General features: G+C 73.6%; 21 protein-coding genes and 2 pseudogenes. 9 read left to right on the top strand and 14 right to left on the bottom strand.

The annotated features are described in order from the left end of the window. Positions 1-135: 135 nt before the first annotated feature. The gene (locus tag DEJ43_RS34815) at positions 136-1,722 is read right to left on the bottom strand and encodes a molybdopterin-dependent oxidoreductase (RefSeq protein WP_015038143.1); all 1,587 of its coding nucleotides are present in this window, start codon (positions 1,720-1,722) and stop codon (positions 136-138) included. 107 nt (positions 1,723-1,829) lie between these two features. Beyond that, the gene (locus tag DEJ43_RS34810; RefSeq protein WP_015038142.1) at positions 1,830-2,432 is read right to left on the bottom strand and encodes a sigma-70 family RNA polymerase sigma factor; all 603 of its coding nucleotides are present in this window, start codon (positions 2,430-2,432) and stop codon (positions 1,830-1,832) included. A 172-nt stretch (positions 2,433-2,604) separates the two neighbouring features. Between DEJ43_RS34810 and DEJ43_RS34805 the strand changes: the two genes are divergently transcribed. Continuing rightward, positions 2,605-3,594, top strand: a complete 990-nt coding sequence (locus DEJ43_RS34805) for a MerR family transcriptional regulator (RefSeq protein WP_015038141.1) — start codon at positions 2,605-2,607, stop codon at positions 3,592-3,594. A 71-nt stretch (positions 3,595-3,665) separates the two neighbouring features. On the opposite strand, the gene DEJ43_RS34800 is transcribed toward DEJ43_RS34805, so the two are convergent. After that, positions 3,666-5,039, bottom strand: coding sequence for a cryptochrome/photolyase family protein (locus tag DEJ43_RS34800; RefSeq protein ID WP_015038140.1), 1,374 nt, complete (start codon positions 5,037-5,039; stop codon positions 3,666-3,668). Positions 5,040-5,119: 80 nt separating this feature from the next. Continuing rightward, positions 5,120-6,769 (bottom strand): SDR family oxidoreductase, encoded by a 1,650-nt coding sequence (locus DEJ43_RS34795; RefSeq protein WP_015038139.1) that lies wholly within the window; start codon positions 6,767-6,769, stop codon positions 5,120-5,122. Positions 6,770-6,916: 147 nt separating this feature from the next. Between DEJ43_RS34795 and DEJ43_RS34790 the strand changes: the two genes are divergently transcribed. Further along, positions 6,917-7,411 carry a MarR family winged helix-turn-helix transcriptional regulator gene (locus DEJ43_RS34790; protein WP_015038138.1) on the top strand — a complete coding sequence of 165 codons (495 nt, stop codon included), beginning with the start codon at positions 6,917-6,919 and terminating at the stop codon, positions 7,409-7,411. Between the two features lie 227 nt (positions 7,412-7,638). Further along, positions 7,639-9,732 (top strand): MMPL family transporter, encoded by a 2,094-nt coding sequence (locus DEJ43_RS34785; RefSeq protein WP_015038137.1) that lies wholly within the window; start codon positions 7,639-7,641, stop codon positions 9,730-9,732. A 27-nt stretch (positions 9,733-9,759) separates the two neighbouring features. On the opposite strand, the gene DEJ43_RS34780 is transcribed toward DEJ43_RS34785, so the two are convergent. Genes DEJ43_RS34780 through DEJ43_RS34765 form a run of 4 tightly spaced genes read right to left on the bottom strand, consistent with a single transcriptional unit; the run spans position 9,760 to position 13,020 of the window. Then, entirely contained in the window at positions 9,760-10,674 is a 915-nt protein-coding gene (locus DEJ43_RS34780; RefSeq protein WP_015038136.1) for an amino acid ABC transporter permease, read from the bottom strand. Beyond that, entirely contained in the window at positions 10,671-11,336 is a 666-nt protein-coding gene (locus tag DEJ43_RS34775) for an amino acid ABC transporter permease (protein WP_015038135.1), read from the bottom strand. The genes DEJ43_RS34780 and DEJ43_RS34775 overlap by 4 nt, the downstream gene beginning before the upstream one ends. Positions 11,337-11,349: 13 nt before the next feature. Beyond that, entirely contained in the window at positions 11,350-12,216 is an 867-nt protein-coding gene (locus tag DEJ43_RS34770) for a glutamate ABC transporter substrate-binding protein (protein WP_041663228.1), read from the bottom strand. Between the two features lie 48 nt (positions 12,217-12,264). After that, positions 12,265-13,020 carry an amino acid ABC transporter ATP-binding protein gene (locus DEJ43_RS34765; protein ID WP_015038133.1) on the bottom strand — a complete coding sequence of 252 codons (756 nt, stop codon included), beginning with the start codon at positions 13,018-13,020 and terminating at the stop codon, positions 12,265-12,267. A gap of 232 nt (positions 13,021-13,252) precedes the next feature. Here DEJ43_RS34765 and DEJ43_RS34760 point away from each other — a divergent pair, with 232 nt between their 5' ends. Together DEJ43_RS34760 and DEJ43_RS34755 are read left to right on the top strand one after the other, a co-directional pair. Continuing rightward, complete coding sequence (locus DEJ43_RS34760; protein WP_015038132.1) at positions 13,253-13,711, top strand: Crp/Fnr family transcriptional regulator; 459 nt, start codon at positions 13,253-13,255, stop codon at positions 13,709-13,711. A gap of 115 nt (positions 13,712-13,826) precedes the next feature. Then, positions 13,827-15,147, top strand: a pseudogene (locus tag DEJ43_RS34755) (carboxyl transferase domain-containing protein). A 73-nt stretch (positions 15,148-15,220) separates the two neighbouring features. Here the strand turns inward: DEJ43_RS34755 and DEJ43_RS34750 are convergent. Next, on the bottom strand, positions 15,221-15,649 hold the full coding sequence (locus DEJ43_RS34750) for a hypothetical protein (RefSeq protein ID WP_233448024.1): 429 nt from the start codon (positions 15,647-15,649) through the stop codon (positions 15,221-15,223). A 170-nt stretch (positions 15,650-15,819) separates the two neighbouring features. On the opposite strand from DEJ43_RS34750, the gene DEJ43_RS34745 reads away from it, so the two are divergent. Beyond that, positions 15,820-17,484 (top strand): FAD-dependent monooxygenase, encoded by a 1,665-nt coding sequence (locus DEJ43_RS34745; protein WP_015038129.1) that lies wholly within the window; start codon positions 15,820-15,822, stop codon positions 17,482-17,484. A gap of 3 nt (positions 17,485-17,487) precedes the next feature. Here the strand turns inward: DEJ43_RS34745 and DEJ43_RS34740 are convergent, their stop codons facing one another. The 5 genes from DEJ43_RS34740 to DEJ43_RS34720 form a co-directional block, all read right to left on the bottom strand. Continuing rightward, entirely contained in the window at positions 17,488-19,137 is a 1,650-nt protein-coding gene (locus DEJ43_RS34740) for a glycosyl hydrolase family 8 (protein WP_015038128.1), read from the bottom strand. A gap of 146 nt (positions 19,138-19,283) precedes the next feature. Beyond that, positions 19,284-20,372: an AI-2E family transporter gene (locus tag DEJ43_RS34735; protein WP_015038127.1), complete on the bottom strand. Its 1,089-nt coding sequence runs from the start codon at positions 20,370-20,372 to the stop codon at positions 19,284-19,286. A gap of 163 nt (positions 20,373-20,535) precedes the next feature. After that, the gene (locus DEJ43_RS34730; protein ID WP_015038126.1) at positions 20,536-21,300 is read right to left on the bottom strand and encodes a 4'-phosphopantetheinyl transferase family protein; all 765 of its coding nucleotides are present in this window, start codon (positions 21,298-21,300) and stop codon (positions 20,536-20,538) included. Between the two features lie 24 nt (positions 21,301-21,324). Further along, entirely contained in the window at positions 21,325-21,555 is a 231-nt protein-coding gene (locus tag DEJ43_RS34725) for an acetylxylan esterase (protein ID WP_015038125.1), read from the bottom strand. A 135-nt stretch (positions 21,556-21,690) separates the two neighbouring features. Continuing rightward, a complete protein-coding gene (locus tag DEJ43_RS34720) occupies positions 21,691-22,548 on the bottom strand; it encodes a class-II aminoacyl-tRNA synthetase family protein (RefSeq protein WP_015038124.1) in 858 nt (285 codons plus the stop codon). A 245-nt stretch (positions 22,549-22,793) separates the two neighbouring features. Here DEJ43_RS34720 and DEJ43_RS34715 point away from each other — a divergent pair, with 245 nt between their 5' ends. The 3 genes and pseudogenes from DEJ43_RS34715 to DEJ43_RS34710 all read left to right on the top strand — a co-directional run bounded on the left by DEJ43_RS34715 (position 22,794) and on the right by DEJ43_RS34710 (position 26,884). Then, positions 22,794-23,861 (top strand): phytanoyl-CoA dioxygenase family protein, encoded by a 1,068-nt coding sequence (locus DEJ43_RS34715; RefSeq protein ID WP_015038123.1) that lies wholly within the window; start codon positions 22,794-22,796, stop codon positions 23,859-23,861. Next, positions 23,843-25,123 (top strand): annotated as a pseudogene (locus DEJ43_RS38455) (DUF6271 family protein); the annotation flags it as partial. The gene DEJ43_RS34715 and the pseudogene DEJ43_RS38455, both read left to right, overlap by 19 nt. Before the next feature lie 30 nt (positions 25,124-25,153). After that, on the top strand, positions 25,154-26,884 hold the full coding sequence (locus DEJ43_RS34710) for a condensation domain-containing protein (RefSeq protein ID WP_233448104.1): 1,731 nt from the start codon (positions 25,154-25,156) through the stop codon (positions 26,882-26,884). Position 26,885: the final 1 nt, after the last annotated feature.

Below are 26,885 nucleotides of genomic sequence, written 5' to 3'. Positions count from 1 at the left end.
AGCGGTGAACGGGTGGGCGGCACCGCTTCGTTACGGTCCCCGGACCGAAGGCCGCGGACAGCGGCCCGCGGAGTCCTCGAACCGTGTGGGCGGTGTCCGCTCGGCTGCCACGATGCCCCAAACCCGGGCGCGGGGCTACCCCTCTCCGACGGTGACGACGACGGAGTGGTGTCCCTGCGCCCCGTCGGGCACCACGTCGGTGCGCTGTTCCGGCTGGGTGACGCCGGTGCCGTCGGTGGCGCGGACGGTGAGGGTGTGGCGGCCGGGGGTGGCCGTCCACGGGTACACCCACTGGCGCCAGGTGTCGACGGTGTCCTCGGCGGCGAGCCGGGCAGGCTGCCAGGGGCCGTCGTCGACGCGGACCTCGACCCGGCGGATGCCCCGGTGCTGCGCCCAGGCGACCCCGGCGATCATGACGGGGCCGGCGGCGGGGCGGGCGAGGGCGCGCGGGGTGTCGATGCGGGACTGGGTCTTCACGGGGGCCTGGGCGGCCCAGCCGCGCGGGACCCAGTAGGCGTCGTAGGCGGCGAACGTGGTGAGCTCGATCGACTCGATCCACTTGCAGGCGGAGACGTATCCGTAGAGACCGGGGACGACCATGCGGACGGGGAAGCCGTGGGCGAAGGGCAGCGGCTCGCCGTTCATGCCGAAGGCGAGGAGCGCGTCGCGGCCGTCCATGACCTGCTCGACGGGGGTGCCGATGGTCATGCCGTCGACGGAGCGGGCCACCAGCTGGTCGGCCGGGCCGCCCTCCGAGGGCGGCCGGACCCCCGCCTCGCGGAGGAGGTCGGCGAGCGACACGCCGAGCCAGCGGGCGTTGCCGACCAAGGAGCCGCCGACCTCGTTCGAGACGCACGCGAGGGTGATGTCCCGCTCCACGATCCGCCGGGTCATGAGCTCCCGCAGGGTGACGGTGAGCTCCTCGCGGACGCCGCTGCCGTGGACGCGCAGCCGCCAGCGGTCGGCGTTGACCCGGGGCACGACGAGCGCGGTGTCCACGCGGTAGAAGTCGCGGTTCGGGGTGACGAAGGGACCGATGCCGGGGACGGGCAGCTGCGCCCCGGCGGGCACGGCGGGCGCGGGCGACGCCGGTCGGGGCAGCCGGAGGGCGGCGCGGGAGGCGGCGGCGTTCTCCTCGACGGGGCTGCCGGCCGCCCTGGCGAGGGCGGCGGCACCGGTCGCGGCGAGGCCCGCGGAGGCGGCGACGACCAGGAAGCTGCGGCGGTCGGCGCGCGCGGCCCCGGAACTCGTGTCGGCCCTGCGGGTGAGCAGACCGGTCAGCCCGTACAGCAGGGCCGCGCCCGCCGCGCCGCCCGCGAGCGAGGGCACGGCGTCGAGCGCGGAGTCCGAATCGGGGCGGGTGACGGCCGCCACGGCCCCGATGACTCCGAAGGCGGCGACCGCGGCCGAGCCGAGCAGGCGGCGCCGCAGCGCGAGCAGGCCGATGCCGACGGCGAGGACACCGAGGATCACCAGGATGCCGAGCAGGAGGACGGCCTTGTCGCTCTCGCCGAACTCCCGGATCGCCCACTCCTTGACGGCCGCCGGCGTCTGGTCGACGACGACGTCCCCGACGGCGGTCACGGGACTCGCCTCGGGCCGCACCCAGAAGGCGGCGACGTCCGCAACGGCGAGGGACACGTAACCGGCGATCAATCCGCCGACGGCCGCGAGGAGTCGGACCGTACGGGTGGGCTGTCCCGGGGGCTCGGAGAGGGTCATGCCTCCCATTCGACATCGGCGCGCGTCGGGATGCGGCGATTCACCCGGTCGGCGGTGATTACCGAAGTGTGACGGTCACGGGCGGGGGGGGGCGGGGGTGGGTCGGTTCAGCCCGCGTCGGTCGGGGTGGGGGCGGCCGGGGGTTCGGTCAGGGAGCGGCGCAGGCGGTCGAGGCCCCGTCGGGCGTGGCTCTTGACCGTGCCGAGGGGCATTCCGGTGCGTTCGGCGATCTGGACCTGGGTGAGGTCCCCGTAGAAGGCCATGGCGAGCACCTCGCGCTGCGCGGTGGGCAGCTTCGCCAGCTCGCCGGCCACCACGAGCCGTTCGACGACCCCGTCGGAGTACGGGACGGGCGTCGCCTCGGGCCACAGCCGCTCGCCCAGCGCGACCTCCAGGGCCCTGCGCCGGGAGCGGGCCGTCAGTGCGTCGGCGGTCTTCCGCCGGGTGATGCCCACCAGCCAGCCGGGGAACGGGCCGCGCTCGGGCCGGTAGCCGGCCCTGCCCCGCCAGGCCGCGAGGAAGACCTGCTGGCCGACGTCCTCAGCCTCCCTGGTGTCGCCGAGCGTGCGGGCCGCGAGGGTGTGCACCAGGCCGTGCCACCGGGCATGGGCGACGGCCAGACAGGTTTCGTCACCGCTCACGAAACCGTCGGCGACCTCGCGGTCGGACAGGGAGAGCGAGGACCGGCTGTCGACGCTCGGTGCGGTCATGGCGACGGCTCCTCGGGCCGGGACCGGCGGGCTCCGGTCGGCGGGGGGGGTGCCCGCTGGGGGCACCCTCGGGCTCCGGTGGCGGTGGGGTGCCCCACTGGGCCCCCTCAGGCTCCGTCCCGGCACGGCGCCCGCACCATTCGCAACGGTCGTGCGTCGTATCGTGGGCCGCATGACCGCACCCTCCCCGGGTCTCACCAGCGGCGCGGTCGCGCGCCGCCTCGGCGTCGCACCCACCACCCTGCGCTCCTGGGACCGGCGCTACGGCATCGGGCCCGCCGCCCGTGAGAACGGCCGGCACCGGCGGTGGAGCCCGGACGACATCGCCGTCCTCCAGGAGATGTGCCGGCTGACGGCGTCCGGGGTCCCACCGGCGGAGGCGGCCCGCGCCGCCCTCGCCGCCGGGGGCGAAGGGTCCGCCCGGACCGCCCTGGGTGAGGGCGTGCCCGGCCCGGCCGTGCCCACCCCCGGCGACGTCCGGCGCGAGCTGCGGGGCCTCGGCCGTGCGGCCGTCAGGCTGGACGCGGGGGCCATGGACGAGCTGCTCGAGTCCGCGATCGCACGGCACGGTCTGGTCACCGCGTGGGAGGAGGTGCTGGCTCCCGCCCTGCATGCCGTGGGCCGCAAGTGGGAGACCTCGGGGGACCGCTACGTCGAGGTGGAGCACCTGCTGTCCTGGCACGTCTCGACGGCGCTGCGCCGCGTCGGCTCGGCGGGCCGCGCCAGGACCTCACCGGACGGCACTCCCCCGGTCCTGCTCGCCTGCGTCCCGCACGAACAGCACACCCTCCCGCTGGAGGCGCTCGCCGCGGGACTCGCCGAACTCGGGGTGCCCTCCCTGATGTTCGGGGCGGCCGTCCCCCCGGAGGCCCTCGACCAGGCGGTTCGCAGGACGGGTCCGGTCGCGGTCGCGCTGTGGGCGCAGGCACGCTCGACGGCCGACCACCCCCTGGCGCGCCACGTCGCCGACACCGCGTGGGGCGTCCGGGGCGCCCGGTCCCGTACGGCGGTCCTCCTCTCGGGACCGGGCTGGGCGGGCCGGACGCCCGCGCCGGGGATGCTGCGCCCCACGGGTCTGCGCGAGGCCCTGTCCCTGCTGCACGGCCTGTGCGCCACCGCGCGGGACGGCGCCGGGGCCGCCGCCGCGCCGGGAGGGGGCTGAGCGGACACCGTCGGCGCGACGCCGGGGTCCGCGGCGCGGTCCCGCCTCTTCCCGCCCCGTTGGAGCGCGGCTCAGTCCTGTCCCCTCGCCCGCCGGAAGCGGGCGAGGCCGTCCGCGAGTTCGACCATCGGGTCCGGGTAGTCGTAGCGCGCCCGTTCGCGCCCGGGCAGCTTCCACGGCTCGTGCACCGCGGGGCCTTCGAGCCCGGCGAGTTCCGGCACCCAGCGCCGTACGTACGCGCCCTCGGGGTCGTACCTCTTGGCCTGGGTCACCGGGTTCAGTACCCGGTTGGGGCGGCTGTCGGTGCCCGTGCCCGCCATCCACTGCCAGTTCAGCTGGTTGTTGGCGAGGTCGCCGTCGACCAGCAGCTCCAGGAAGTGCCGCGCGCCCTCCCGCCAGTCGATGTACAGGGTCTTGGTCAGGAACGAGGCGGTGAGCAGCCGCCCCCGGTTGTGCATCCAGCCCTCGTGGGCGAGTTGCCGCATCGCGGCGTCCACGACCGGGTAACCGGTGCGGCCCTCACGCCACGCCCGGAGGTCGGCCTCCGCCTCCGTCCCGCGCCGCCAGCGGTCATGACGGGTGCGGTAGTCGTCGGAGGCCGCGTCGGGGCGCGCGGCGAGGACCTGGTGGTGGAAGTCGCGCCAGCAGAGCTGCCGTACGAACGCCTCGGCGCCCGCCCCGCCGCGCGACCGGGCCCGGTGGACCGCCTCGGCCGCCGAGACCGCGCCGAAGTGGAGGTACGGCGAGAGGCGGGACGTCGCGTCCCCCGCGAGGTCGTCGTGGCGTTCCTCGTACGTGTCGACGTCCTCCGCCAGCCAGGCGGCGAGCCGCTTCCGGCCCTCCTGCTCGCCGCCGGCGGCGAGGCCCCCGGAGACGCTCTGGACGTTCGCGCGGGCCGGCAGGTCCTCGGAGCGGATGCCCCGTGGGGTCCGGACGACGCGCGGCGCGGCCAGCGGCTCGCGCAGCCGCTCGCGCGACCAGCGGCGGAAGTAGGGGGTGAAGACGGCGTAGTGGTCCGAGCCGCCCGGTGTCACGGCGCCCGTCGGCAGCGCGGTGACGACGGCGTCGTGGACGTACAGGCGCCGCCCGTCCGCCTCCAGGGCGCGGCGGAGCCGGTCCTCACGGCGCCGGGCGAACCCGCTGCAGCCCGCGGCCATGTGGACCTCGTCGGCGTCGGCCTCCCGCACCACCGCGCACACCTCGGCGACGGGGTCGCCCGAGCGCACCACGAGCCGGCCGCCGCGTTCGCGCAGTGCGCTGTCGAGGGCGGCGAGGCAGTCCGCGAGGAACGCGTCCCGGTTCGGCGCCGCGTGGCCCGCGCGGGCCACGGCGGGATCCCGTACGAACAGGGGGACGACCTCGTTCCCCCGGCCCAGCGCGGCGCGCAGCGGGGGATGGTCGTGGACGCGGAGGTCCGAGGTGAACAGGACGACCGAGACGTTCATGGCACCGCTCCTGGCATGGGGTCACCGAGCGGCTCGGCGAGGAGCCTGTCCCGGTGGTTCGCTGTACTGACGTGCGGAGGTCATTCGCCGCGCGGGGGCGCGCCGGATGCGGGTGGCGGCGCGGACGCCGGCGCCGGTCCGCCGTTTCCCGCCGCCCCGATCGCCTCCGCCCCGCCCGCCTTCGCTCTGCTCCCCTCCGCCTGGCCCGCCTCCGCCCCGCCCGCCTTCGCCTCGCTCGCCTCCGCCTTCAGGGCGATGTTCCGGGCCATGCCGCCGAAGACCACGGCGTGGAACGGCGCGACGCTCCACCAGTAGGCGTGGCCGGCCAGGCCGTGCGGGTGGAACAGGGCACGCTGCCGGTAGCGGGTGTCCCCGTTCTCGTCGCGCTCGGCGTACATCTCCAGCCAGGCGAGCCCGGGGAGCCTCATCTCGGCGCGCAGCCGCAGCAGCCGCCCCCGTTCGATCTCCTCCACCCGCCAGAAGTCCAGCGAGTCGCCTGCCCGCAGGTGCAGGGCGTCACGGCGGCCGCGGCGCAGACCGACGCCTCCGACGAGCCGGTCGAGCCAGCCCCGGACGGCCCAGGCGAGGGGGAAGGAGTACCAGCCGTTCTCCCCGCCGACGCCCTCGACGACCTTCCACAGCGCCTGCAGTGACGCGCCGACGGTGCGTTCGCGCTCGTCGGTGTAGAGGCTGCCGCCCGCCCAGTCGGGGTCGGTGGGCAGCGGATCGCTCGGCGCGCCGGGCACGGACGCGGAGGACCAGCGGGTGGTCGTCTTCGCCTCGCGGACCCGTTGGAGGGCGAGGGCGAGCGCCCGCTCGAAGGCGAGCGGGGCGTCGGGCGGATCCGGCACCCAGTCGGCGATGTCGTGCTCGTCGCAGACGACCTCGTAGCGGAGCGACTCGGCCAGCGGGCGGGCGATGGACCGGGGCACCGGGGTGACGAGTCCGATCCAGTGGCTGGACAGCCGGGGGGTGAGGACCGGCACGGGGAAGATGAGCCGTCGGGGCAGTCCGGCGACGGCGGCGTAGCGGCGCATCATGCCGAGGTACGTGAGGATGTCGGGGCCGCCGATGTCGAAGGCCCGGTTGACCTCCGCGGGCATCCGCGCGCTGCCGACCAGATAGCGCAGCACGTCACGGACGGCGATCGGCTGGATCCGGGTGCGGACCCAGCTGGGGGTGACCATCACGGGCAGGCGTTCGGTGAGGTACCGGAGCATCTCGAACGAGGCCGAGCCGGAGCCGATGATGACGGCGGCGCGGAGCACCGTGGTGGGAACCCCGGATTCCAGCAGGATCCGGCCCACCTCGGCACGTGAGCGCAGGTGCGGCGAGAGTTCCCGGTCGGGCACGCCGCGCGGGGTGAGGCCGCCGAGGTAGACGATGCGGCCGACACCGGCGGCGCGGGCCTCGCGGGCGAAGTTCTGGGCCGCCGTGCGGTCGGTGTGCTCGAAGCCGCGCCCGGCGCCGAGGGCGTGCACCAGGTAGTACGCGACGTCCACGTCGCGGAAGGCGGACGCGAGGGTCTCGGGGTCGGTGACGTCGCCCCGGACGATCTCCACCTCCCCTGCCCAGGGGTGGTCGCGCAGTTTCGCGGGGGTACGGGCCAGGCACCGCACCCGGAAGCCCGCCTCCAGGAGCTCGGGGACGAGGCGCCCGCCGATGTAGCCGCTGGCGCCGGTGACCAGGCACAACGGTCCCGGGGCCTCGTGCCCTGACGCGTCGCTCATGGATCCGCTCCGTTCGTTGTCCGGTGAGGCCCGTCGTACGAAGGCGCGCGGCTTCTCCGCGTTCCTCCTGTTTCTTCTGTTCCTCCGGTTCTCTTCTGGAGGTGCGGCCGCCGCGGATGCACCGGCCGGTTTCTATAGGCTGATCGTGTGGCCAGTACAGAGGGATCCGAGACCGGTGGGACCGCGCCCGGGCGCGTGCCGGGTGACGCGCAGAGTTTCGCCCGCGCGCTGCGGCGGACGAACGGCGAGATCAACCGACTGGTCCATGGTTTCGCGCTCGCGCAGGGACTGCATCCCACGGACGTGCAGGCGCTCTCGGTCGTCCTGGACAGCCCCGAGCCGCTGACGCCGGGGCGTCTGCGGGAGCACCTGGGGTTGACCTCGGGTGCGGTCACAGCCTGCCTCGACCGGCTCGAACGGGCCGGGCACATCCGCCGCTCGCGGGAGAGCACCGATCGGCGGGTCGTCCATGTGCACTACGTGGAGGGGGCCAAGGCCGCCGCCCGCAGCTACTTCATGCCGCTCGCGCAGGCGGCGGAGCGAGCCCGGCAGCGGTTCGACGCGGAGGAGCTGGCGGCGGCCGTGCGCTTCCTGGACGCCCTGAACGAGGAACTCGGCGACCTGCGCGTCCCCCGCCGCTGACCGACCGCGTCCGCCGCCGCTGACGGACCGCGGGCCCCGCCGCTGACCGACCCCGTCCCCCACCGCTGACCCACCGCGTGGCCCTCGCGCCTCAGCCCGTCGGCGCGTCCTCACCACCCCCCGCCCCACTTCCGGCTCCGGCCATGCTTCAATCTCTCTCAATCATTGAGATTCTTTCTCCTTGAGGTACTTTTTCCGTGCCGAGAGACCCCTGCCCTGGAGTCCGCATGTCCCGCCCCGCACGATGGTCCGCCCGTCTGCTGCCCCTCGTCCTGCTCGTCCTCTGGCTCGCCGTCGGCGGCGGGCTCGGTCCGTACGCCGGGAAGCTCGGCGAGGTGGCCACCAACGACCAGGCCGCGTTCCTCCCCCGGAGTGCCGAGTCCACCCGGGTGATCGAGGCCCAGCGGGCCTTCCGCCAGGAGGAGACGCTCCCCGCGCTGGTCGTCTGGACCTCGCCCGGCGGCGCCCCGCTCGGTCCGGAGACGCGGTCGGCGGCCACGCGCGCGCTGGCCTCGCTCGCCGGGCGACCCGGTGTCGTCGGTACGCCGTCCCCGGCGCTCCCCTCCGAGGACGGGGCGGCGCTGCGCGGAGTCGTACAGCTCCGTCCGGATCTCGGCGAGGAGCTCGCGCCCACGCTCGGGGAGATCGACCGGGCGGCGTCCGCCGTGCCCGGCACGACCGTGTGGCTCGCGGGTCCGGCCGCCACCCAGGCCGATCTGTCGGACGCCTTCTCCGGCATCGACGGGCTGCTGCTCGCGGTCGCCCTGGTCACGGTGCTGCTCATCCTGCTGCTCGTGTACCGCAGCGTGCTGCTGCCCCTGATCATCATCGTCGGCGCGGTGCTCGCCCTCGCCCTGGCCTGCGCCGTGGTGTACGTGCTCGCCGACCACGACGTCGTGCGGGTCGACGGGCAGGTACAGGGCATCCTGTCGATCCTGGTCATCGGCGCCGCCACCGACTACGCGCTGCTGCTCGCCGCCCGCTACCGCGAGGAGCTCGCCCGGCTCGACGGAGAGCGCGTCCCCGCCATGCGCGCGGCGCTGCGCCGGTCCGCGGGCCCCGTCACGGCCAGCGCGGCCACCGTGGCGCTCGCCCTGCTCGCGCTGCTGTTCAGCGACCTGACCAACAACCGGGCCCTCGGTCCGGTGGGCGCCATCGGGATCGTCTGCGCCGTCCTGAGCACGCTGACGTTCCTGCCCGCCGTCCTCGTCCTGCTCGGCCGCGCCGCGTACTGGCCCTCCCGGCCCCGTCCGTCCGAGTCCGAGGGCGGGGGCCACGGGATCTGGCGCCGCGTGGCCGCGCTGGTGGACCGGGCTCCGCGGAAGGTGTGGGCGGCGACGCTCGCCGGGCTGCTCGCCTGCGCCGCCTTCGCGCCGGTCCTGGAGTCCAGGGGGGTGCCGCTCGACGAGATCTTCGTGAACGACGCCCCGTCCGTCGCCGCGCAGGAGCGACTCGGACGGCACTTCCCCGGGGGCGCCGGCAACCCGGCGATCGTGATCGCCGACGCGGACACGGCCGACCGGGTGACCGCGGCCGCCGAGCGGGTCGAGGGAGTGGACTCGGCCGCGGCCGTCACCGCCTCCGGCCGGCCGGGGGCCGGGGCGCCGCTGGTCGTCGGCGGCCGCGTCAGGATCGACGTCACCCTGACCGACGCCGCGGACAGCGACGCCGCCAAGGCCACGGTCGCCCGGCTCCGCTCGTCCGTGCACGCGGTGCCGGGGGCGGACGCCCTCGTCGGCGGCTACACCGCCCAGCGGTACGACACCCAGCGGACCGCCGAGCGCGACCGGATGCTGATCGTGCCGGTGGTGCTCGCCGTCATCCTCGCGATCCTGGTGGGGCTGCTGCGCTCGCTCCTGACGCCGCTGCTGCTCGTGGCCACGGTGGCGCTGAACTTCTTCGCCACCCTCGGCGTCTCGGCCCTGGTCTTCCGGTACGTCTTCGGATTCAGCGGCACGGACTCGTCGGTCCCGCTCTACGGATTCGTGTTCCTGGTCGCGCTCGGCGTGGACTACAACATCTTCCTGATGTCCCGGGTACGGGAGGAGTCGCTGCGGCACGGCGTCCGCGAGGGCGTGCTGCGCGGTCTGACCGCGACCGGCGGCGTCATCACCTCCGCCGGTGTGGTGCTGGCCGCCACGTTCGCGGCGCTGGGCGTCATTCCGCTCGCCTTCCTGGTGCAGATCGCCTTCATCGTCGCGTTCGGTGTCCTCCTGGACACCCTGGTGGTCCGGTCGCTGCTCGTGCCCGCGCTGGTACGGGACCTCGGCCCCGTCGCGTGGTGGCCTGGCTCGCTCAGCCGGCGGAAGACGGGGCCCTGAGCGAGGCCCTGAGCGAGGCCCGGAGGGTCACTTGGTCCCGTCGGTGGGCCCCAGGTGCTCACCGGGCCGCGCCAGATCGTCCACCGCGTCGGCTCCGACGACCGCGCCCGTGGACCGCTTGCCGCGCCGCAGCCGGCCTTCGAGCCAGGCGGCGAAGGTGGTGAGCGCGAAGTTGAGGAGGACGAAGAGCACGGCGACGACGGTGAAGCAGGCGATGGTGTTCGCGCCGTAGTTGGCGCTCATCGGGCGGACGGAGGCGAGGAGTTCGGAGAAGCCGAGCAGCGCGCCGCCGAGCGCGGTGTCCTTCACGATGACGACGAGCTGGCTGACGAGGGCGGGCAGCATGGCCGTCACGGACTGCGGCAGGAGCACGTACGTCATGGTCTGGCCCTTGCGCATGCCGATGGCCTTGGCGGCGTCGGTCTGGCCCGTGGGGAGGGCGAGGATGCCGGCGCGGACGACCTCGGCGAGTACGGAGGCGTTGTAGAGCACGAGCCCCGTGACGACGGCGTACAGCGGGCGGGTCTCCGGGCTGATGTCGGTGAACTCGGAGTACGCCGCGTTGGCGAAGAGCATCAGGATCAGGACGGGGATGGCGCGGAAGAACTCGACGACGGTGCCCGCCACGACGCGCACGGAACGGTGGTCGGAGAGGCGGGAGACGCCGAGGAGGGCGCCGAGGGGCAGGGCGATCACCATGGCGAGTCCGGCGGCGATCACGGTGTTCTTGAGGGCGGGGAGGATGTACGTGTCCCAGACCCGGCCGTCGGTGAAGAAGGGCTCCCATTTGGTCCATTCGAGCTGGTTCTTGTCGGCGAGGCTGACCACGACCCACCACACGACGGCGGCGATCGCGACCAGGAACAGCAGCGTCCACAGGAGGTTGCGCCGCCGGGCGCGCGGGCCGGGGACGTCGTAGAGGACGGTCGGCTTGGTCTTCACCGCTTCACCGCCACCTTCTTGGCCACCCAGCCGAGGAAGAGGCCGGTGGGCAGGGTGAGGCAGATGAATCCGAAGGCGAAGATCGTGGAGATCAGAATCAGTTGGGCCTCGTTCTCGATCATCTCCCGCATGAGCAGGGCGGCTTCGGCGACGCCGATGGCGGCGGCGACGGTGGTGTTCTTGGTGAGGGCGATGAGGACGTTGGCCAGGGGGCCGACGACGGAGCGGAAGGCCTGCGGGAGCACGATGAGGCGCAGTACCTGGGGGAAGTTGAGCCCGATGGCGCGGGCGGCCTCGACCTGGCCGAGGGGGACGGTGTTGATGCCGGAGCGCAGCGCCTCGCAGACGAAGGCGCTGGTGTAGGCGGTGAGGCCGAGGACGGCGAGCCGGAAGTTGATCGTGGTGAAGCGGTCGGCGCCCATGTCGACGCCGAGGGTCTGGAAGAGGCCGAGCGAGGTGAAGACGATGATGACGGTGAGCGGGATGTTGCGGACGACGTTGACGTAGACGGAGCCGAAGCCCCGCATGAGGGGGACGGGGCTGACGCGCATGGCGGCCAGCAGCGTCCCCCAGACGAGGGAGCCGACGGCGGAGTAGACGGTGAGCTGCACCGTCACCCAGAAGGCTCCGAGCAGGTCGTACCCCTGGAGGAAGTCGAACACGACGGCCGTCCGCTCACTTCACGATCACGCCGATCTTCGGGGCGGGTTCGTTCTGGTAGTTCGCCGGCCCGAAGTTCTTCTCGACCGCCTTGTCCCAGGAGCCGTCGGCGACCATCTTCTCCAGGGCCGTGTTGATCTTGTCCTTGAGGTCGCTGCCCTTCTGGACTCCGATGCCGTAGTTCTCGTTGCTCAGCTTGAAGCCGCCGAGCTTGAACTTGCCCTTGAACTGGTCCTGCGAGGCGTATCCGGCGAGGATCGAGTCGTCGGTGGTGAGGGCGTCGATGACCCCGTTCTCGAGGCCGGTCAGGCACTCGGAGTAGCCGCCGTACTCCTGGAGTTGGGCGTCGGGGGCGATCTTCTCCTTGACGTTCTGCGCGGACGTGGAGCCGGTGACCGAGCAGAGCTTCTTGTTGTTCAGGTCGGACGGCTTCTTGATCGAGTCGTCGTCGGCGCGGATCAGCACGTCCTGGTGGGCGAGCAGATAGGGGCCGGCGAAGTCGACCTTCTTGGCCCGCTCGTCGTTGATCGAGTACGAGGCCGCGATGAAGTCCACGTCGCCGCGCTGGAGCAGCGTCTCGCGGTCGGCGCTCTTGGCCTCCTTCCACACGATGTCGGACGGGTCGTGGCCGAGCTCCTTGGCGATGTACGTGGCCACGTCGACGTCGAAGCCGGTGTAGGTGCCGTCGGGGGTCTTCAGGCCGATGCCGGGCTGGTCGTACTTGATGCCGACGGTGATCTTGTCCCCGCCGTGGTCGGCCGGCACCGCGGCGGCGCCGTTGGCGAATCCTGCCGAGGTGAGGGAGAGGACGACGGCCGCGGCGGCCGCCACCGTGGCCCTGCCGGTCCTGACGGTGGCCCTGCGGGTCCTGGTCGGGTTCATGTGGATCACCCCTGGGGGCTGCTGGTCGGGCGGCGCCCGTGCCGAGGCTCAGTGGTGGAGGATCTTGGACAGGAAGTCCTTGGCACGGTCGCTGCGCGGGTTGCTGAAGAACTCGTCCGGGGTCGTCTCCTCGACGATCCGGCCGTCCGACATGAAGACGACCCGGTTGGCGGCGGAACGGGCGAAGCCCATCTCGTGGGTGACGACCACCATCGTCATGCCGTCCCTGGCGAGTTGCTGCATGACCTCCAGGACCTCGTTGATCATCTCGGGGTCGAGCGCGGAGGTCGGCTCGTCGAAGAGCATCACCTTCGGATCCATGGCGAGGGCGCGGGCGATCGCCACGCGCTGCTGCTGGCCGCCGGAGAGCTGCGCCGGGTACTTGTCCGCCTGCGAGGCGACACCGACCCGGTCGAGCAGGGCGCGGGCGCGCTGTTCGGCCGCTTTCCGGTCCTTCTTGCGGACCTTGATCTGGCCCAGGGTGACGTTGCCGAGCACCGTCTTGTGCGCGAAGAGGTTGAAGGACTGGAAGACCATGCCGACGTCGGCCCGCAGCGCCGCGAGCTCGCGCCCCTCGGCCGGCAGCGGGCGGCCGTCGACGACGATCTCGCCCTTGTCGATGGTCTCCAGGCGGTTGATCGCGCGGCAGAGCGTCGACTTGCCCGACCCGGACGGCCCGATCACGACCACGACCTCGCCGCGGTGGATCGTCAGGTCGATGGACTGGAGGACGTGCAGGGTTCCGAAGTGCTTGTCGACCCCGCGCAGCACGACGAGCGCGTCGCCGCCTTCCGGGACGGGCATGGCACCCTCCAGGCTCGCGCCCCCGCTTGCCGCTCCCTCCCACGTTCATGCTCCGCCCTCCGCCCTGCCCCCGCACGCCGGGTCGAGGGGTTGTACGGAGGGTGATCGGACGGCCGCGCCACGCGGACGCCCCGGCGGGCCCCGCACCTCCGCGCCGGACCGGAGGAGGCGCGCGCGGGGGCTGCCTGGCGGACACTGTTGGTGGGAGCCGAGTGCGTGAGGAGGGTCCGCCATGAGCAGTGCCGCACCCAAGGTCAGCACGTTGCCGCAGGAGCACCGGGAGCGCCTGATGGCCTTCGCCGAGGACGTGTACTTCGAGTCCGGTCACCGGCTGTTCGAGGAGCAGCAGCACGCCGACCGGTTCTGGATCGTGAAGACGGGCGCGGTGACGCTCGACGCGAAGGTGCCGGGGCGTGGGGCGCCGGTGATCGAGACCCTGCGCCACGGTGAGCTGGTCGGTCTGTCGTGGCTCTTCCCGCCGTATCTGTGCCAGTCGGGGGCGGAGGCGATGACCCCGGTGCGGGCGCACGAGTTCAACGCTCCCGCGGTCCGCTCGATGTGCCGCTCGGACGCGGAGTTCGGGGCGTCGGTGATGTTCTGGGTGGGGGCGATCCTGGCCCACCGCCTGCACATCACCCGGGTCCGGCTCCTGGACCTGTACGCCCCGCACGGGAGCGGCATCATGGCGTGAGGCCCTTGCTCGCGGGGGCGGTTCGGGGCCGGGTCCGGCGCGGGCCGGTTGTTACCGGACGGTATGGTGACCTCGCCCCTCCCCCGGTACGCCCGCGACGAGCTGCGAGGCCCGCATGAGCGACGACCCGACGACGGCACGCGAGGCGATCGCCCTCGTCACCGACGGCGACTTCGACGAACTGCCCTTCGCCGGGGGCCCGCCGGCCGGTGACGGGCCGCTGGGATGGCCCGGCTACTCCGCCGCGCACGCCCGCGCCCGCGCCCGTACCGGCGAGTCCGAGTCGGTGGTCTGCGGCACCGGCCTGATCGGCGGGGTCGAAGTCGTCCTGATCTCCTTCGAGTTCCGCTTTCTCGGCGGCTCCCTCGGGGAAGGGACGGGGGCCCGCGCCGCCGCCGCGCACGCGCTTGCCCGCGCGCGCCGGCTGCCCGTGGTCGTGCTGCCCGCGACGGGCGGCAGCCGGATGCACGAGGGAATGCGGGCCCTGCTCCAACTCCAGCTCCTGGCCGGGGAATCGGCCCGCACCCGGGCCGCCGGGCTGCCTCAGATCGCCGTCCTGCGGGATCCGACGACGGGTGGCGGCTGGGCCACCCTCGGCGCCGGATCGGATGTGGTGCTGGCCCTGCCGGGCGCCCAGGTCGCCTTCGCCGGTTCCCGGGTCCGGCCGCCGGACGCGGACCCGGCCGCGTACACCGCCGAGGCGCAGCTCGCCCACGGGCACGTCGACGCGATCGTGCCGCCCGAGGCGCTCCGCGACACCCTCGGTCGCTGGCTCTCCCTGCTCACCCGCCCCGCCGAGGGCCCGGTCGCGCCGCCACGCGCGCTCGGCACGCCCTCGCCGCCGGCCGCGAGCGGCCGGGAGGCGGTGGCCCGCGCCCGGCACCCGGACCGGCCCCGGGCGGCCGCGTACCTCGACGCCCACTTCACGCTCCGGGCCGGGATCTCGGGCGACCGCGCCGGGGGCGTCGACCCGGGGATGCTCTGCGGCTTCGGGCGGCTGCCGGACGGCCGTACCGTGGCGTACGCGGCCCAGTGCGGGACGGCCACGGCACCGTCCGGCTTCCGCACCGCCGCCCGGCTCGTGCGGCTCGCCGACCGGCTCGGCATCCCGGTCCTGACGCTCGTCGACACCCCGGGTGCGGCCAACGGCCCGGAGGCGGAACGCGCCGGGGCGGGTCCCGCGATCGCCGACCTGTTCGCCGCCGTCGCCACCGCGCGCGTCCCGGTCACGTCCCTCCTCATCGGCGAGGGCGGCTCGGGCGGCGCCCTCGCCCTGGCCGCCCCGGGCAACCTCTGGGCCACCCCCGACAGCTACTTCTCGGTCATCGCCCCCGAGGCGGCGGCCGGAGGAGTCCGGTACGACGGCGGACCAACTGCGCCTGCGTCCCGACGACCTCGTCGGGCTCGGCGTCGTCCGGGGCGTCGTGGCGCCCTGAGCAGCACCTTGAGCGGCGCCCTGAGTGGCGCCCTGAGTGCGCCGGTCGCGGCCGGCCGCCCCGGCGCCGGGGGTCAGATGCCGCCCCGGTAACCGGGATCGGGGAGCTGGCGCGGGTGCCAGACCGCGTCGATGCCCCACAGGGCGAGGGCGGCGACGGCGAGACAGACGGGGAGCGCCGCCCAGGGGCGGAGCCATCGGGTGGCCGCCGCCCAGGTCATGGGCGGGAGGAGCAGACCGGCGAGAAGGATCAGCGGGACGTCGACGAAGGCGACGCTCAGGTCCCGGGCATGGCCCTCGAAACCTCCGTCGATGCTGAACGCGGCCCGGGGGAACGCGTAGATCGCGGCGCCGGTGACGCCGGCGACGGCGAGCAGGCAGCCGACGGCGCTCTCCGCCCGGTCACCGCCACCGTCGTCGGCCGCGGCATCGGCGGCCGTGACCCCGTCGGCGGCCGTGGCGTCCGTGGCCTCGTGCGGGTCGGGTGCGGGTTTCTCGTCCATGCCCGGAACGGACGCCGTGCACCCCCGCCCGGTTCCGCACACCCGTTCGGCACGGAGGGCGGGTCGGCACGGCTCGCCGAACGGGGCGCCCCGGGCGACCATGGAACACGGGAGGGGAACGGGACCCGGCCGGGGGCATCGGAGGCCGCCGAGCACTGGGAGGCACCCCCGTGGCGCGCACCGGCACCACCACCGATGTCCTGATCGTGGGCGCGGGTCCGGTCGGACTCAGCGCCGCCGCCGAGCTGCGCCGCCAGGGGGTACGGTGCCGGCTCGTCGACCGGCTGCCCGCGCGGCTCCCGTACGCCAAGGCGGTCGGGATCCAGCCTCGCACGCTGGAGCTCTGGGACCGGATGGGCCTGGCCCGAGACGTCCTGGAGGCGGCCGTCCCGATGCGCGGACAGCTGCTGTTCATCAACGGCAGGGAGGCGGCCCGCGTCGTCCTCCAGCTGCCTCCCGAGGTGCCGTACGGCTTCGCCGCGCTGCCGCAGTACGAGACGGAACGGCTCCTGGAGGCGCACCTCGCCGGTCTGGGGACGGAGATCGAGCGCGGCACCGAGCTGCTCTCGTTCACCCAGGACCCTGACGGGGTGACCGCCCGGCTGCGCACCGCCGCGGGGGCCGACGAGGAGCTGCGGGTGCCCTATCTGATCGGCTGCGACGGGGCGCACAGCGTCGTCCGCAAGACCCTGGGCCTGTCGTACGAGGGCGGGGCGTTCCCGGAGACGTACATGCTCGGCGATGTCCTGGCCGACGCCGAATGGGGGCTGCCCGAGGGGTACGCGCTCCGCTCCGAGCACCGCTCCGACGACGGTTCCGCCGACGACGTGCTGGTCTGCATCCCGCTGCCGGGGGCGGGCCGCTACCGGATGTCCATGAAGGTGCCGCCCGAACTCGCCGGGGCCGGACGGGCGCCGGCGGACGGTGTCGCGCACGGTCTCGACGGCGGCGACGGACCCGACCTGTCCCAGCTCCAGTCCGTCGTCGACCGGCTGGCCCCGGGTCCGGCCCGGCTCTCCGGACTGCGCTGGGCCTCGGTGTTCCGCATCAGTCACCGCATCGTCGACCGGTACGGCGAGGGGCGGGTGTTCGTCGCGGGCGACGCCGCGCACATCCACCCGCCGACGGGCGCGCAGGGCATGAACACCGGTATCCAGGACGCCGTGAACCTGGCCTGGAAGCTCGCCCTCGTGGTGCGCGGCGAGGCCGGTCACGCCCTGCTCGGCAGTTACGACGCCGAGCGCCGTCCGGTGGGCGAGGAGGTCGTCGGCCGCACGGTCCGGCACGCGACCCAGGGCATGCAGAACGACCCGGAGGACCGGCGGACCCTCGCGTTCCGTGAGGCGCAGCTGCTGGTCGCCTACCGGGACGGGCCGCTGGCCGGTGGTCCGTACGGGCCGCTCGACGCGCCGCAGCCGGGTGACCGGGCGCCGGACTGCACCGGGCTCACGCTGCCGATCGCCGTCGGGCCGTTGCGTCTGCTCGACGTCCTGCGCGGCCGACCGGGTCACGTGGCCCTGTTGTACGGGCCCGACGCCGTCGAGCTGGGCCGGGCCGCGACGGACACGGCCCGGACCTGCGGCGACCTGCTCGACCGGCTCCCCCTCGACGTCCTCGCCGTACTGCCACGGGAGGCGCGGCCGTCCGACGAGGTCCTGCCCGACGTCCCGGTGTACCTCGACGCCGCCGGGGAGTTCGCACGGCTCTATCTCCCCGACGGCGCCACCGGCTTCGTCGTACGCCCTGACGGGCAGCTCGCCGCGCGGTTCCCGCTCGGCGGCGCCGCGGCGGCCCTGTCCGACTACCTCAGGGCCCTGTCCGCGGTGGTCACCTGACCGTTACGGCACCCAGTGGTTGCCGGATGCCGTGATCATGACCTGGAGCTGGATGCTCGCGGAGAAGTAGCTGCTGGTGTCGACCGGGGTCGCCACCATCTTGTTCCACAGCGCGTCCAGCCAGGCCTGGCTGCCGGAGTCGGTCATCGCGGCCACCGCGAACGGGGCGAAGAAGGCGGCCTCGCTGCCCGAGGAGATCTGGGTGCCGTTGAGCTTGTAGCCGATGGCGATCTTGTTGGGGTCGCCGCCGGTCTTCGTCTTGATCCAGCTGTTCAGCTTGCGGGCGGCCGCGAGCGAGGTGGCGTCCCCGCTGGTCACGGCGTCGTCCGCGATGCGCCACGGGGTGCGGCAGGCGTTCCACCAGTACGCGCCGTCGTTCGGGTCCTCGAGCACCTGGCGCGGGGCGGGCTTGGGCGTCGTGTTGGTGTCGACGACGAAGTCGGGGAGGAGTCCGGTGCCGGAGGCGTACGTCGACTGGAGCCGGGAGATCTGGGTCTGGTGCGCGGAGCGCACGGAGTCCCACGTGGTGTCGCCCGACGCGGCCCGGAAGGCCCGGAAGTGGTCGGCCATCCAGTCGGAGGTCCGGGAGATGTAGTAGTACTCGTCGCCGGAGCTGCTCCAGTCGCCGAGCTTCAGGAGCTTGGTCGTCGGGTTGACCTCGTCCTTCTTGATCGCGGCGATGTGCTTGAGCGCGAGGTCCTTGTAGTTGTAGGTGCCGGTGCTGCCCCACTGCTTGTCGGCGAGGAGCAGGCCGTAGGCCACGTCCATGTCGCCGTCGGTGGCGCCGTCGCCGCCGTTCACGCTGCGACAGTTGACGTCCTGTTCGGCGGCGAGCAGGTTCGGGTTGACGGCGGACGGGTGGTCGATCTTCCACTTGACGAGTCCGTCGAAGATCTTCTTGGCGTCGGGGTCGGCGCCGGCCATGGTGGCGGCGATGACCATGCCGTAGCCCTGCGCCTCGGCGACGTAGGGGTGGTCGGCGTCGGGCGAGATGATCTGGTACCAGCCGTTGCCGCAGTTCTGCCGGACGAAGGCGGCCTTCCACTTGTTGTAGTAGTCGACGACCTTCTGGTCGATCGAGGCCTGGGAGCCGGACGGCTTCAGGGTGCCGGCGGTGTAGGGCCTGAGGTGGCTGCCGAAGGGGACGGCCGAGCCGCCCCCGCCCCCGCCGGTGCCGGTGGGCGCGCCGTACACCTCGAACTCCCAGAGGGAGTAGCCGTAGGCGGTGCCGCGCCCGGTGCCGTACATCCGGACGTAGCGACCGGTGCCGGAGACCGTCAGGTCGTCGGTGGCGCCGTCACCGGCGGTGGTGGAGTAGACGTCGGTCCAGGTCGAACCGTCCGCCGAGGTCTGTATCTTGTACGCCTTCCCGTACGCGTCCTCCCAGTTGAGCTTGACGCGGGAGATCGTGTGGGCGGCTCCGAGGTCGATGCGGATCCACTGCGGGTCGACCCCTTCGAGGCTCGCCCAGCGGGTGGCCGCGTTGCCGTCCACGGCGAGACCGGCCCCGAAGGCCGAGGTCTCCACGGACGATGCCGTCACCGCCTTCCCGGTGGAGACCAGACCGTCGGCGGCCTGTGCCTGGGGCAGCACCGTCAAGGGCACCGCCAGCAGACCGGCGAGCCCGAGAAGCGAGACGCTTCGTCGACGCATGAGAAGTCCCTTTCCCTCCATGACCAATGGTTAGGAAATATTCCTAACCATTGGCGGGGAGAGTAGAGAGACCGGAACCGCCGCGCAAGACCCCGCACCCGACCGGACGGTGAAGTCTTGGTTGCGCCAGTTCCTCTGACGCCTCGTCACTCCGGCTCCGCGGCCTCCGCCTCCGCCTTCCGGGCCGTACGGTCCTCCCGCAGCGCCGTGTGCACCGACCAGATCACCGAGACCAGCGGTACGGCCACCACGGCCCCCACGATCCCGGCGGCGATCGTTCCCGCGACGACCGTGACGGCCACGACCAGCGGGTGGAGCCGCACGGCCCAGCTCATGACGATCGGGTGCAGCAGATGCCCCTCGATCTGGCCGATCACCACGATCAGGCCGATCACGATCGCGGCCACGACCGGGCCCTTCGCGGCCAGCGCCACGACGGCGGCCACCGCCAGGGCGACCGGCGAACCGATCAGCGGCACGAACGCGGCCAGGAACTCCAGGAGCGCAAGCGGCACCGCCAGCGGGACGCCCAGGAGCCACAGCGCGATGCCGACGAGCACCGCGTTCACCGCCGCCACGAGCACGATCCCGTGGGTGTAGCCGGTGAAGGTGCGCCAGGCGGCGCGCCCGCCGGTCGCCACCCGCTCGCGGACCGAGCCGGGCAACTGCTCCTTGAACCAGGCCCACTGCCGGTCGCCGGAGTGGATGAAGAACACCGAGGAGAACAGCGCGAGGGCCAGCGTCGTCAGCACGGCCACCACGTGATGGGCACCGCTCACCGCCTCGCTGATCAGGGTCGAGCGGTGGCTGGAGAGGAACTCCCCGATCCTGGCCTGGAGGCCGCCCAACGCCCCCGGGTCCAGCCGGAAGGGCGGCCGCTCCAGCCAGTCCTCGATCCGGCCGATCCCGTCCCGGAACTCGCGGACGAGGGTCGACCGCTCCCCCGCCACCGCCTCGCCGACCAGCGCGAGCACGCCGAGGACCAGCGCGATGCTGCCGAGCAGGGTGAGGGCCACGGCGATCGGCCGGGGCAGCCCGCGGGCCACGAGGTCGGCGAGCGGACGCAGCAGCGCGGTGATCACGAGCCCCAGGAACAGGGCCACGCCGATCTCATGAAAGCGCCCGAGCACCGCGAAGAGGCTGTAGACGAGCACGCCGACGATCAGGATGCGCCACGCGTAGGCGGCGGCCGTACGAAGGAAGGGGGTCACCGTCGGTGGTGTGCCTGGCTGCATGGCGAACGACCTACCACCGGGGGCGCGCCGGGCCACGCGGGGCGCTCGACATTCGCCCGTCCCGGGCGGCATTCGGCCGACCGGGTCCCCGCCGGCCCGCCGTCAGGATCACAGGGGGACGGGAGCGGGAGCGAGGAGGTGCTCTCCCCGGTCGTACGGACCGTCAGCGGGCGAATCCGATGACCGGAACGGGGTCGGGCGTACCACCACCCGCCCCGGTGATCCCGACCCTCGCGGCCCCGGCCCCGGTGATCCCGGCCCCCGTGACCCCGGCCCTCGTGCACCCGGCCCCCGTGCGCCCGTCCCACGTCACCCCGCCCCGCGTCACCCGGTCCGCCTCCGTCGCCACCGCGACGACCGCCGCGCGGTCCCCGTCCGTCCATTCGGACAGCCGCAGGCCCGCCTGGCCGCCCGCCTTCAACCGGGCCTCGCCGCGGACCCAGAGACGGAGCAGCGCCGGGCCGGGGTCGGGCCGGGCCGCAGCCTCGGCGACCTCCGCCTCGGGCAGCAGGCGGCGCAGTACGCGCAGGGGTCCGGGGCGGCGGGCGGCGGGCTCCACGTCGATGCCGACCGCGCCCGGACCGACGGCCGCGGCGACGAGTCCGTCGGCGTGGCTCATGCTCACGCCGACGCCGGGCAGACCGGGCAGGTACGGGCGGCCGTGGCCGGACCCGCCGCACTCGGGGCAGCGCTGGGCCGGGGCGGACTCGGCCGGTGTGCGGCCCGTGTGGCGGGCGGCGCACAGCCGGACGAGGAGGCGGGCCGCCAGCACGTCGTCACGGCGGCCGGGGAGCCGTATCGCGGCGATCCGCCGCCGCTCCCAGTCGGCGAGCAGGCCCTCGTGCACCCCGGGGTGGTCCAGGACCTCCCGGGTGGTGGCCACGAGCGCCAGGGCGTGGTCCCGGTCCGGCTGCGGGCCTTCGGTCATCGGCGGCGGTCCGGGGCCGCGGACTCAGCGGGCGGCGCTCAGGAAGCGCTCCTGGACGCGGCCGAGCGTGCGGAAGTCGTCGATGGTGACGTCCTGGAGGTCGATGGAGTCGCCGGAGAGCTCCTCCAGGAGGTCGATGAACTCCAGGAAGTCCATCGAGTCGATGAGACGGGCCTCGATGAGGTCCTCGTCGGCGTCGATCGGCCCGTCGAGGCCGGGGTTCTTCTCGTGAAGCCACGCGGCGATGCGTTCCATGGGGAGGTGGCGCTCCTTCGTGCTCTCGCGGAGGTGCTGGGGTCATGGAGGGGGGTACGGGTGGGGGCCGGGCGTTCCTCGGCCCGGGAGCCCACGGAGGCCGTGGGCCCGGGGTCCGGGCGGGTCCCGCCCGGTTCAGGGGCGGGCGGCGTGGAGGCGGTCCAGGGCCTGCTCGGGGCTGCCGTGGGTGAGGATCATCGCGTGGACCCAGCGTTCGAGGCCGAACGCGACGCAGGCGCTGTAGGCGGGGCCTTCCGCGCCGGCGCGGATGTCCAGGCGTTCGCCGAAGAAGTTGCGGTGCCGGTTGACGGAGGCGATGGCCGTGCCGTCGGGGGCACAGAACTCGTGCTTGACGGGGTCCAGGGCCATCAGCCGGGCGCGGGAGCCGCCCTTGTCGTAGAACGGGTCGTCGGCCACGGCCCGGGTGAGGTCCAGGCCGAGGCGTCCGGCGGCTTCGAGGATGAACTCGGCTCCCTGGTCGAGGTGTTCGACCGCGCCCTGCTTGGTGCCCAGGTACAGGACCTCGCGCATGTGGAAGCCCCAGAGACGGCGCAGTCCGTCGTAGTGGGTCTCGTTGCGGAAGCAGCGGCCGGAGGCGGAGAGGCGCAGGCCCTGCTCGCCGACGTCGCGGCCCTCCAGGGAGAGCAGCAGTCCGTAGCAGGTGGCGGAGGGCAGCAGGTGGCCGGTGGGGGTGAGTTGCCGCTCGGCGGGTGTCTCGCCGGCGGCGAGGGCGTCGAGCGCGTCGGGGGCGAACCGCCCTGCGGAGACGCCGAGATGGGGGAAGTTGCGGAAGAAGTCGAGCCGGGCGAGCCCCTCCACGGACAGCAGCGGCGGGCCGAGGACCTCGGGCGCGGAGAGCCGTGCGGCGAGACCCGTCAGGAGTTCGTCAAGTCCACGCAGGAGGGCGGTCCTGACCGGGTCCAGGGTGATCAGGCCCGCGCCCGGGCTCTTCAGGCCACCGTCCGGCAGGGCCGTGGTGCTGGGTGTGCTCATGGATACCGCTCCCTGTGGGCGTGGACGAACAGTCGGGGACACTAGGCGAGCCGCACGGCTGTTGTCTAGACCAAAGCTGACGGGCCGACGGGCGTGTCGAAGTGGCGTGAAGTTCTCCGGTTCGACACAACTCCGCATATTGAGACGACACTTGACAACGACTATGGTCTAAACCAATTCTGCTCAACGACGTGGCGCCGTCGCACTCCCGCCACGGCGCAGCCGTCCCCTTCTGGAGGGACCCCATGACGACACCCGCTCCCCGCCGCCGGCCCCGACTCCACCGGGCCGCGTCCGACCTTCCCTACTTCAGCGCGGACGGCGAGTCCTATCTGGCCCAGACCACCCTGCGGGAGCTGAAGAAGTCACGGCCGCTGCGGGTGCTGTCCGAGGAGGACTTCGCCCACTGGCAGACCTACGGCTACGTCGTCGTCCGGGAGGCGGTCCCGGCGGAGGCCGCCCGCCGGCTCCTCGACTTCACCTGGGACTTCCAGGGCCTCGATCCCGAGAATCCGGAAAGCTGGTACGAGGACCGGCCGTTCCGCTCCGAACTCGACCAGCAGCTGCACGTGTACGGCTTCGTGGAGGCGTACCACCACCAGCTCCTGTGGGACAACCGCCAGGCCCAGCGCGTCTACGACGCCTTCGTGGACGTGTGGGACTGCGAGGAGCTCTGGGTCACCCAGGACCGCCTCAACCTCAACCCGCCCAACATCCGCAACCGTGACCGCGCCCTCATCGAACCCACCGACCGGGGCTTCGACATCGAGCTCCACTGGGACATCGACACCACGCTCGGCGTCCCGCCGCAGCGGGTCCAGGGGATCATCGCGCTCAACGACACCCGCCCCGAATCGGGCGGCTTCCAGTGCTGCCCGGAGCTGTTCCGGCGGTTCGAGGAGTGGAAGGTCGGCCAGCCCGCCGACCGCGACCCCCTCCGCCCCGCCGTGGACCGGACCGAGTACCCCGTCGTCCGCCCCGACCTGCACCCCGGCGACCTGCTCATCTGGAACGGCCTGCTCGCCCACGGCGTGGCCCGCAACGTCTCCACGGACCAGGTGCGCGCCGTCCAGTACCTGTCGATGATGCCCGCCCTTGAGGAGCACGAGCGGCTGCGGCGCTCCCGGGTCGAATCCTGGCGCCACCTGCGCACCCCGCGCTGGAACCGGACGCTGGTGGGCGACCCCGTCCTGCACGAGTCCAAGCGGTACCCCACGGCCACCCTGAACGAGCTCGGCAGCCGGCTGCTCGGACTCACCTCGTGGTCGGACACGGCAGCAGCGGAGGAGCCGGCGTGCGCCGTGTCTGCCTGACCCTGCCCACCAACCGCGCCTGCGCCGCGACCCTCACCGCCGTCGCCGAGGAAGCCGCCTACGGCGCCCGCCGGTTCGGCGCCGAGGTGCACCTCCTCGTCCTGGACTCCTCCGAGCCCGACGTGCTCGCGGAGCACCGGCGGGTGACGGCCGCGCTGCCGCCCGTCCCCGGCGTCGTCGTGCACCACCTCGACGAGGACGAACAGCGCGCCTTCCTCCGGGACGTGATCGACCGGTCCGGCGCGGCGGCGCCCGAGCGGCTGCTCGGCCTGATGCTGCCGTCCCAGGTCTCCTACGGCGCCTGCACCAACCGTGCCTTCCTCATCGCCGAGGCCCTGGGCTGCGTCTCGGTCCACCGCCGGGACTCGGACAGCCGGTACCAGTACCTGGACGGCGAACCGGTCTTCCCGCTCCACCACGAGCTGACCGCCCTCGGCCGGCGGGCCGGCGACCTCACCGGCACGGTGTCCCGGAGCAGGCTCGACCCGGCCCTCGCCCACCGGCCGGTGGCCGTCGTCGGCGGCTCCTTCGTCGGCGCGATGTCCGTGGACGTCGAGGAGATCCGCCGCCTCGACCCCGCCGTCTACGAGGACGTCGTCGGCCTGTCGGTCCCCGCCGGCTACCCGGAGATCTGGCGCAGGAACCTCATCGCGGAGTCCTTCCGGGGCGCCGGCACCGCCGCGTTCACCGCCGACCGCAGCACGCTCACGAGCGTCAGCCCGACCCGCGTCGACATGTGCAACATCGCGCTCGACCGCGAGGTCTACGGCCGGGTCCCGCTGCCGCCCGCCACCGACACCATCGGCAGCGACTACTTCCTCCTCCACCTGGCCCACGACGCCGGCCTCCCCGGCGTGCTGCACAACCGACACATCGTCAACTTCCATACCGAAGAACGGCGTTCGGACGAGGGGTTCCTCGCCTATCAGATCCGGTTCGCGAAGTTCCTGCTCGCCTCTCCCCACCTCGACACCGTATACGCCCGGCTGAAGGAGGCCGGTGACACGCTGCTCGACCCCGAGGGGCACGTCCGCGCCGCCGCCGTCGCCGCGTTCGCCCGGGACGGCGCCCACGTGGACCGCGCCGAGCACCTCCGCCGGCTCGACGTGCTCGACCGCGCGTACCGCACCCTGGGCGGCCGCTACGCCACGGCCGCCGACGCCCTCGCCGCCCGGCGCGAGCGGCTGATCGAGGAGGCCCGGCAGGACATGGAGGACTTCGCGGCCCTGACCGAGGCCTGGGAGGCCCTGACCCGCGCGAGCCGGCACCGGCCCCGTACCACCGCCCTCACCGTGGCGTACGCGGGGGGCGAGGCGCGCCGCGGCCCCGTCACCATGGGGCAGGCCAACATGATCCGCTGCATGCTCCGCGACGAGCCCGCGCACATCAACATCCACGACGTGTGGCCGGTTCCCGAGGGAACCCGGACGGAGGCGGCGGTCGACGCCCTGCGCGCCCTCGCCGTACGCCACGAGGGTCTGCGGACGACCTTCCCCCACACGGCGGGCAGCGCGCCCCGCGAACAAGTCGTCGCACCCGAAGGACACTTCACGGTCACCGTCCTGGACCACGAGGAACTGCCCGACGAACCCGCCGCGTACGCCGAGTCGTTGGCACGCCGGGCCCGTGACGAACGGTTCCATCTGGACCGGGACTTCCCCCTCCGGATCACCCTCGTCACCTTGCGCGGCGCACCCGTCTTCGTGACCCTGGCGGCGAGCCACGCCGCGACCGACGTCGGCGCGCTCGCGGTCCTGAAGGAGGAGTGGCGGGCCCTGCTCACCGACGGCACGCTGCCGCCGCTCGCGTGCGCCGCGCCCCTCGACCTCGCCGCCGAGGAGGCGGCGCCCGCCGGGCGACGCAAGTCCGAGGCGTCCCTGCGGTACTGGGAGCGGATCATCCGCACCGGTCCCCAGGCGATGTTCGCGGAGCCGGGCGCGGAGGGCACCGAGGTGTCCGTGCCTCGGCTCACCCTCCGGTCCTCGCGCGCCGGGCGGGCCCTGGCGCTCGCGGCCCGGCGCACCGGCAGTCCGGCGCCCACGGTGCTGCTGACCGCCTGGTGCGCGCTCGTCGCCCACCGGGCGGGGCAGTCCGCCTGCGTGGCCGCCGTGCCGACCTCCAACCGGTACCACCCCCGGCTGGCCCGCTCGGTGAACACCCTGTCCCAGGACGCGCTGCTCTCGCTCGACGTCCGGGTCCCGACCTTCGACGCGCTGCTCGCCAAGGCCTGGGGCGCGGCCCTCAACGCGTACCGGCACAGCCAGTTCGACGCGGTCGCCCTCTGGGACATGATCGGTCGGACCACGTTCGAACGCGGCAGCCAGTTCGCCCGCGACGTCGTCTTCAACGACGTCAGCACCCTCCCCGGCACCGTCGCCCCGGTGGCCCCGGACGCCGCGGCGGACGCGGACGCACCGGAGCTGGAGCTGACGTGGGGCCCCGACCAGGTGCTGCCGACCCGCGTCCTGACCTTCGTGTACGCGATCGAACCGCTGGTCCACCTCAGCCTGTGGGCCGATCCCGCGCTGTTCAAGCCGGAGGAGGCCGAGGGCTTCCTCGCCGGTCTGGTACGGCTCCTGGAGGCGGTCGGCACGGCGGACGTACTCCTCGGGTCGCTGACCGGGGTGACGGGGGTCCGGCCCGTCGAGCGCGGCCCTCAGTGGTGCCGGGTGGACGGCTGCTGGACCTCGCCGCACCTCGTGGCGGAGGCCCTGGGCGAGGCGCTGACCGGGGTGCACGAGGCCCTGGCGGAGGCGACCGTGCACGTCACCGCGGAGGCCGCAGGCCCCGGCGGTGACGAGGAGGCCGCCCTGACGGCGTACATCGCCGCCGGCGACACGCCCCTCACCCCGGAACAGGCCCACACCGCGCTCATGGAGGCGCTCCCCGGCCGCCCCGGCGTACTGGCCCCGCGCCGGTACGTGATCGTCCAGGACCCGCCGGCGGAGCCGGACCCGAGCGGGAGCGGCTGGCTCCGGCAACAGATTCTCAGCGAAGGGACCGGCCGGGACCGGCGGATGTGAC

Source organism: Streptomyces venezuelae ATCC 10712 (assembly GCF_008639165.1).
Taxonomy (GTDB): Bacteria; Actinomycetota; Actinomycetes; order Streptomycetales; family Streptomycetaceae; genus Streptomyces; species Streptomyces venezuelae.
Note: the sequence above shows the minus strand (reverse complement) of the source record. Positions and strands in the feature narration are given on the sequence as shown.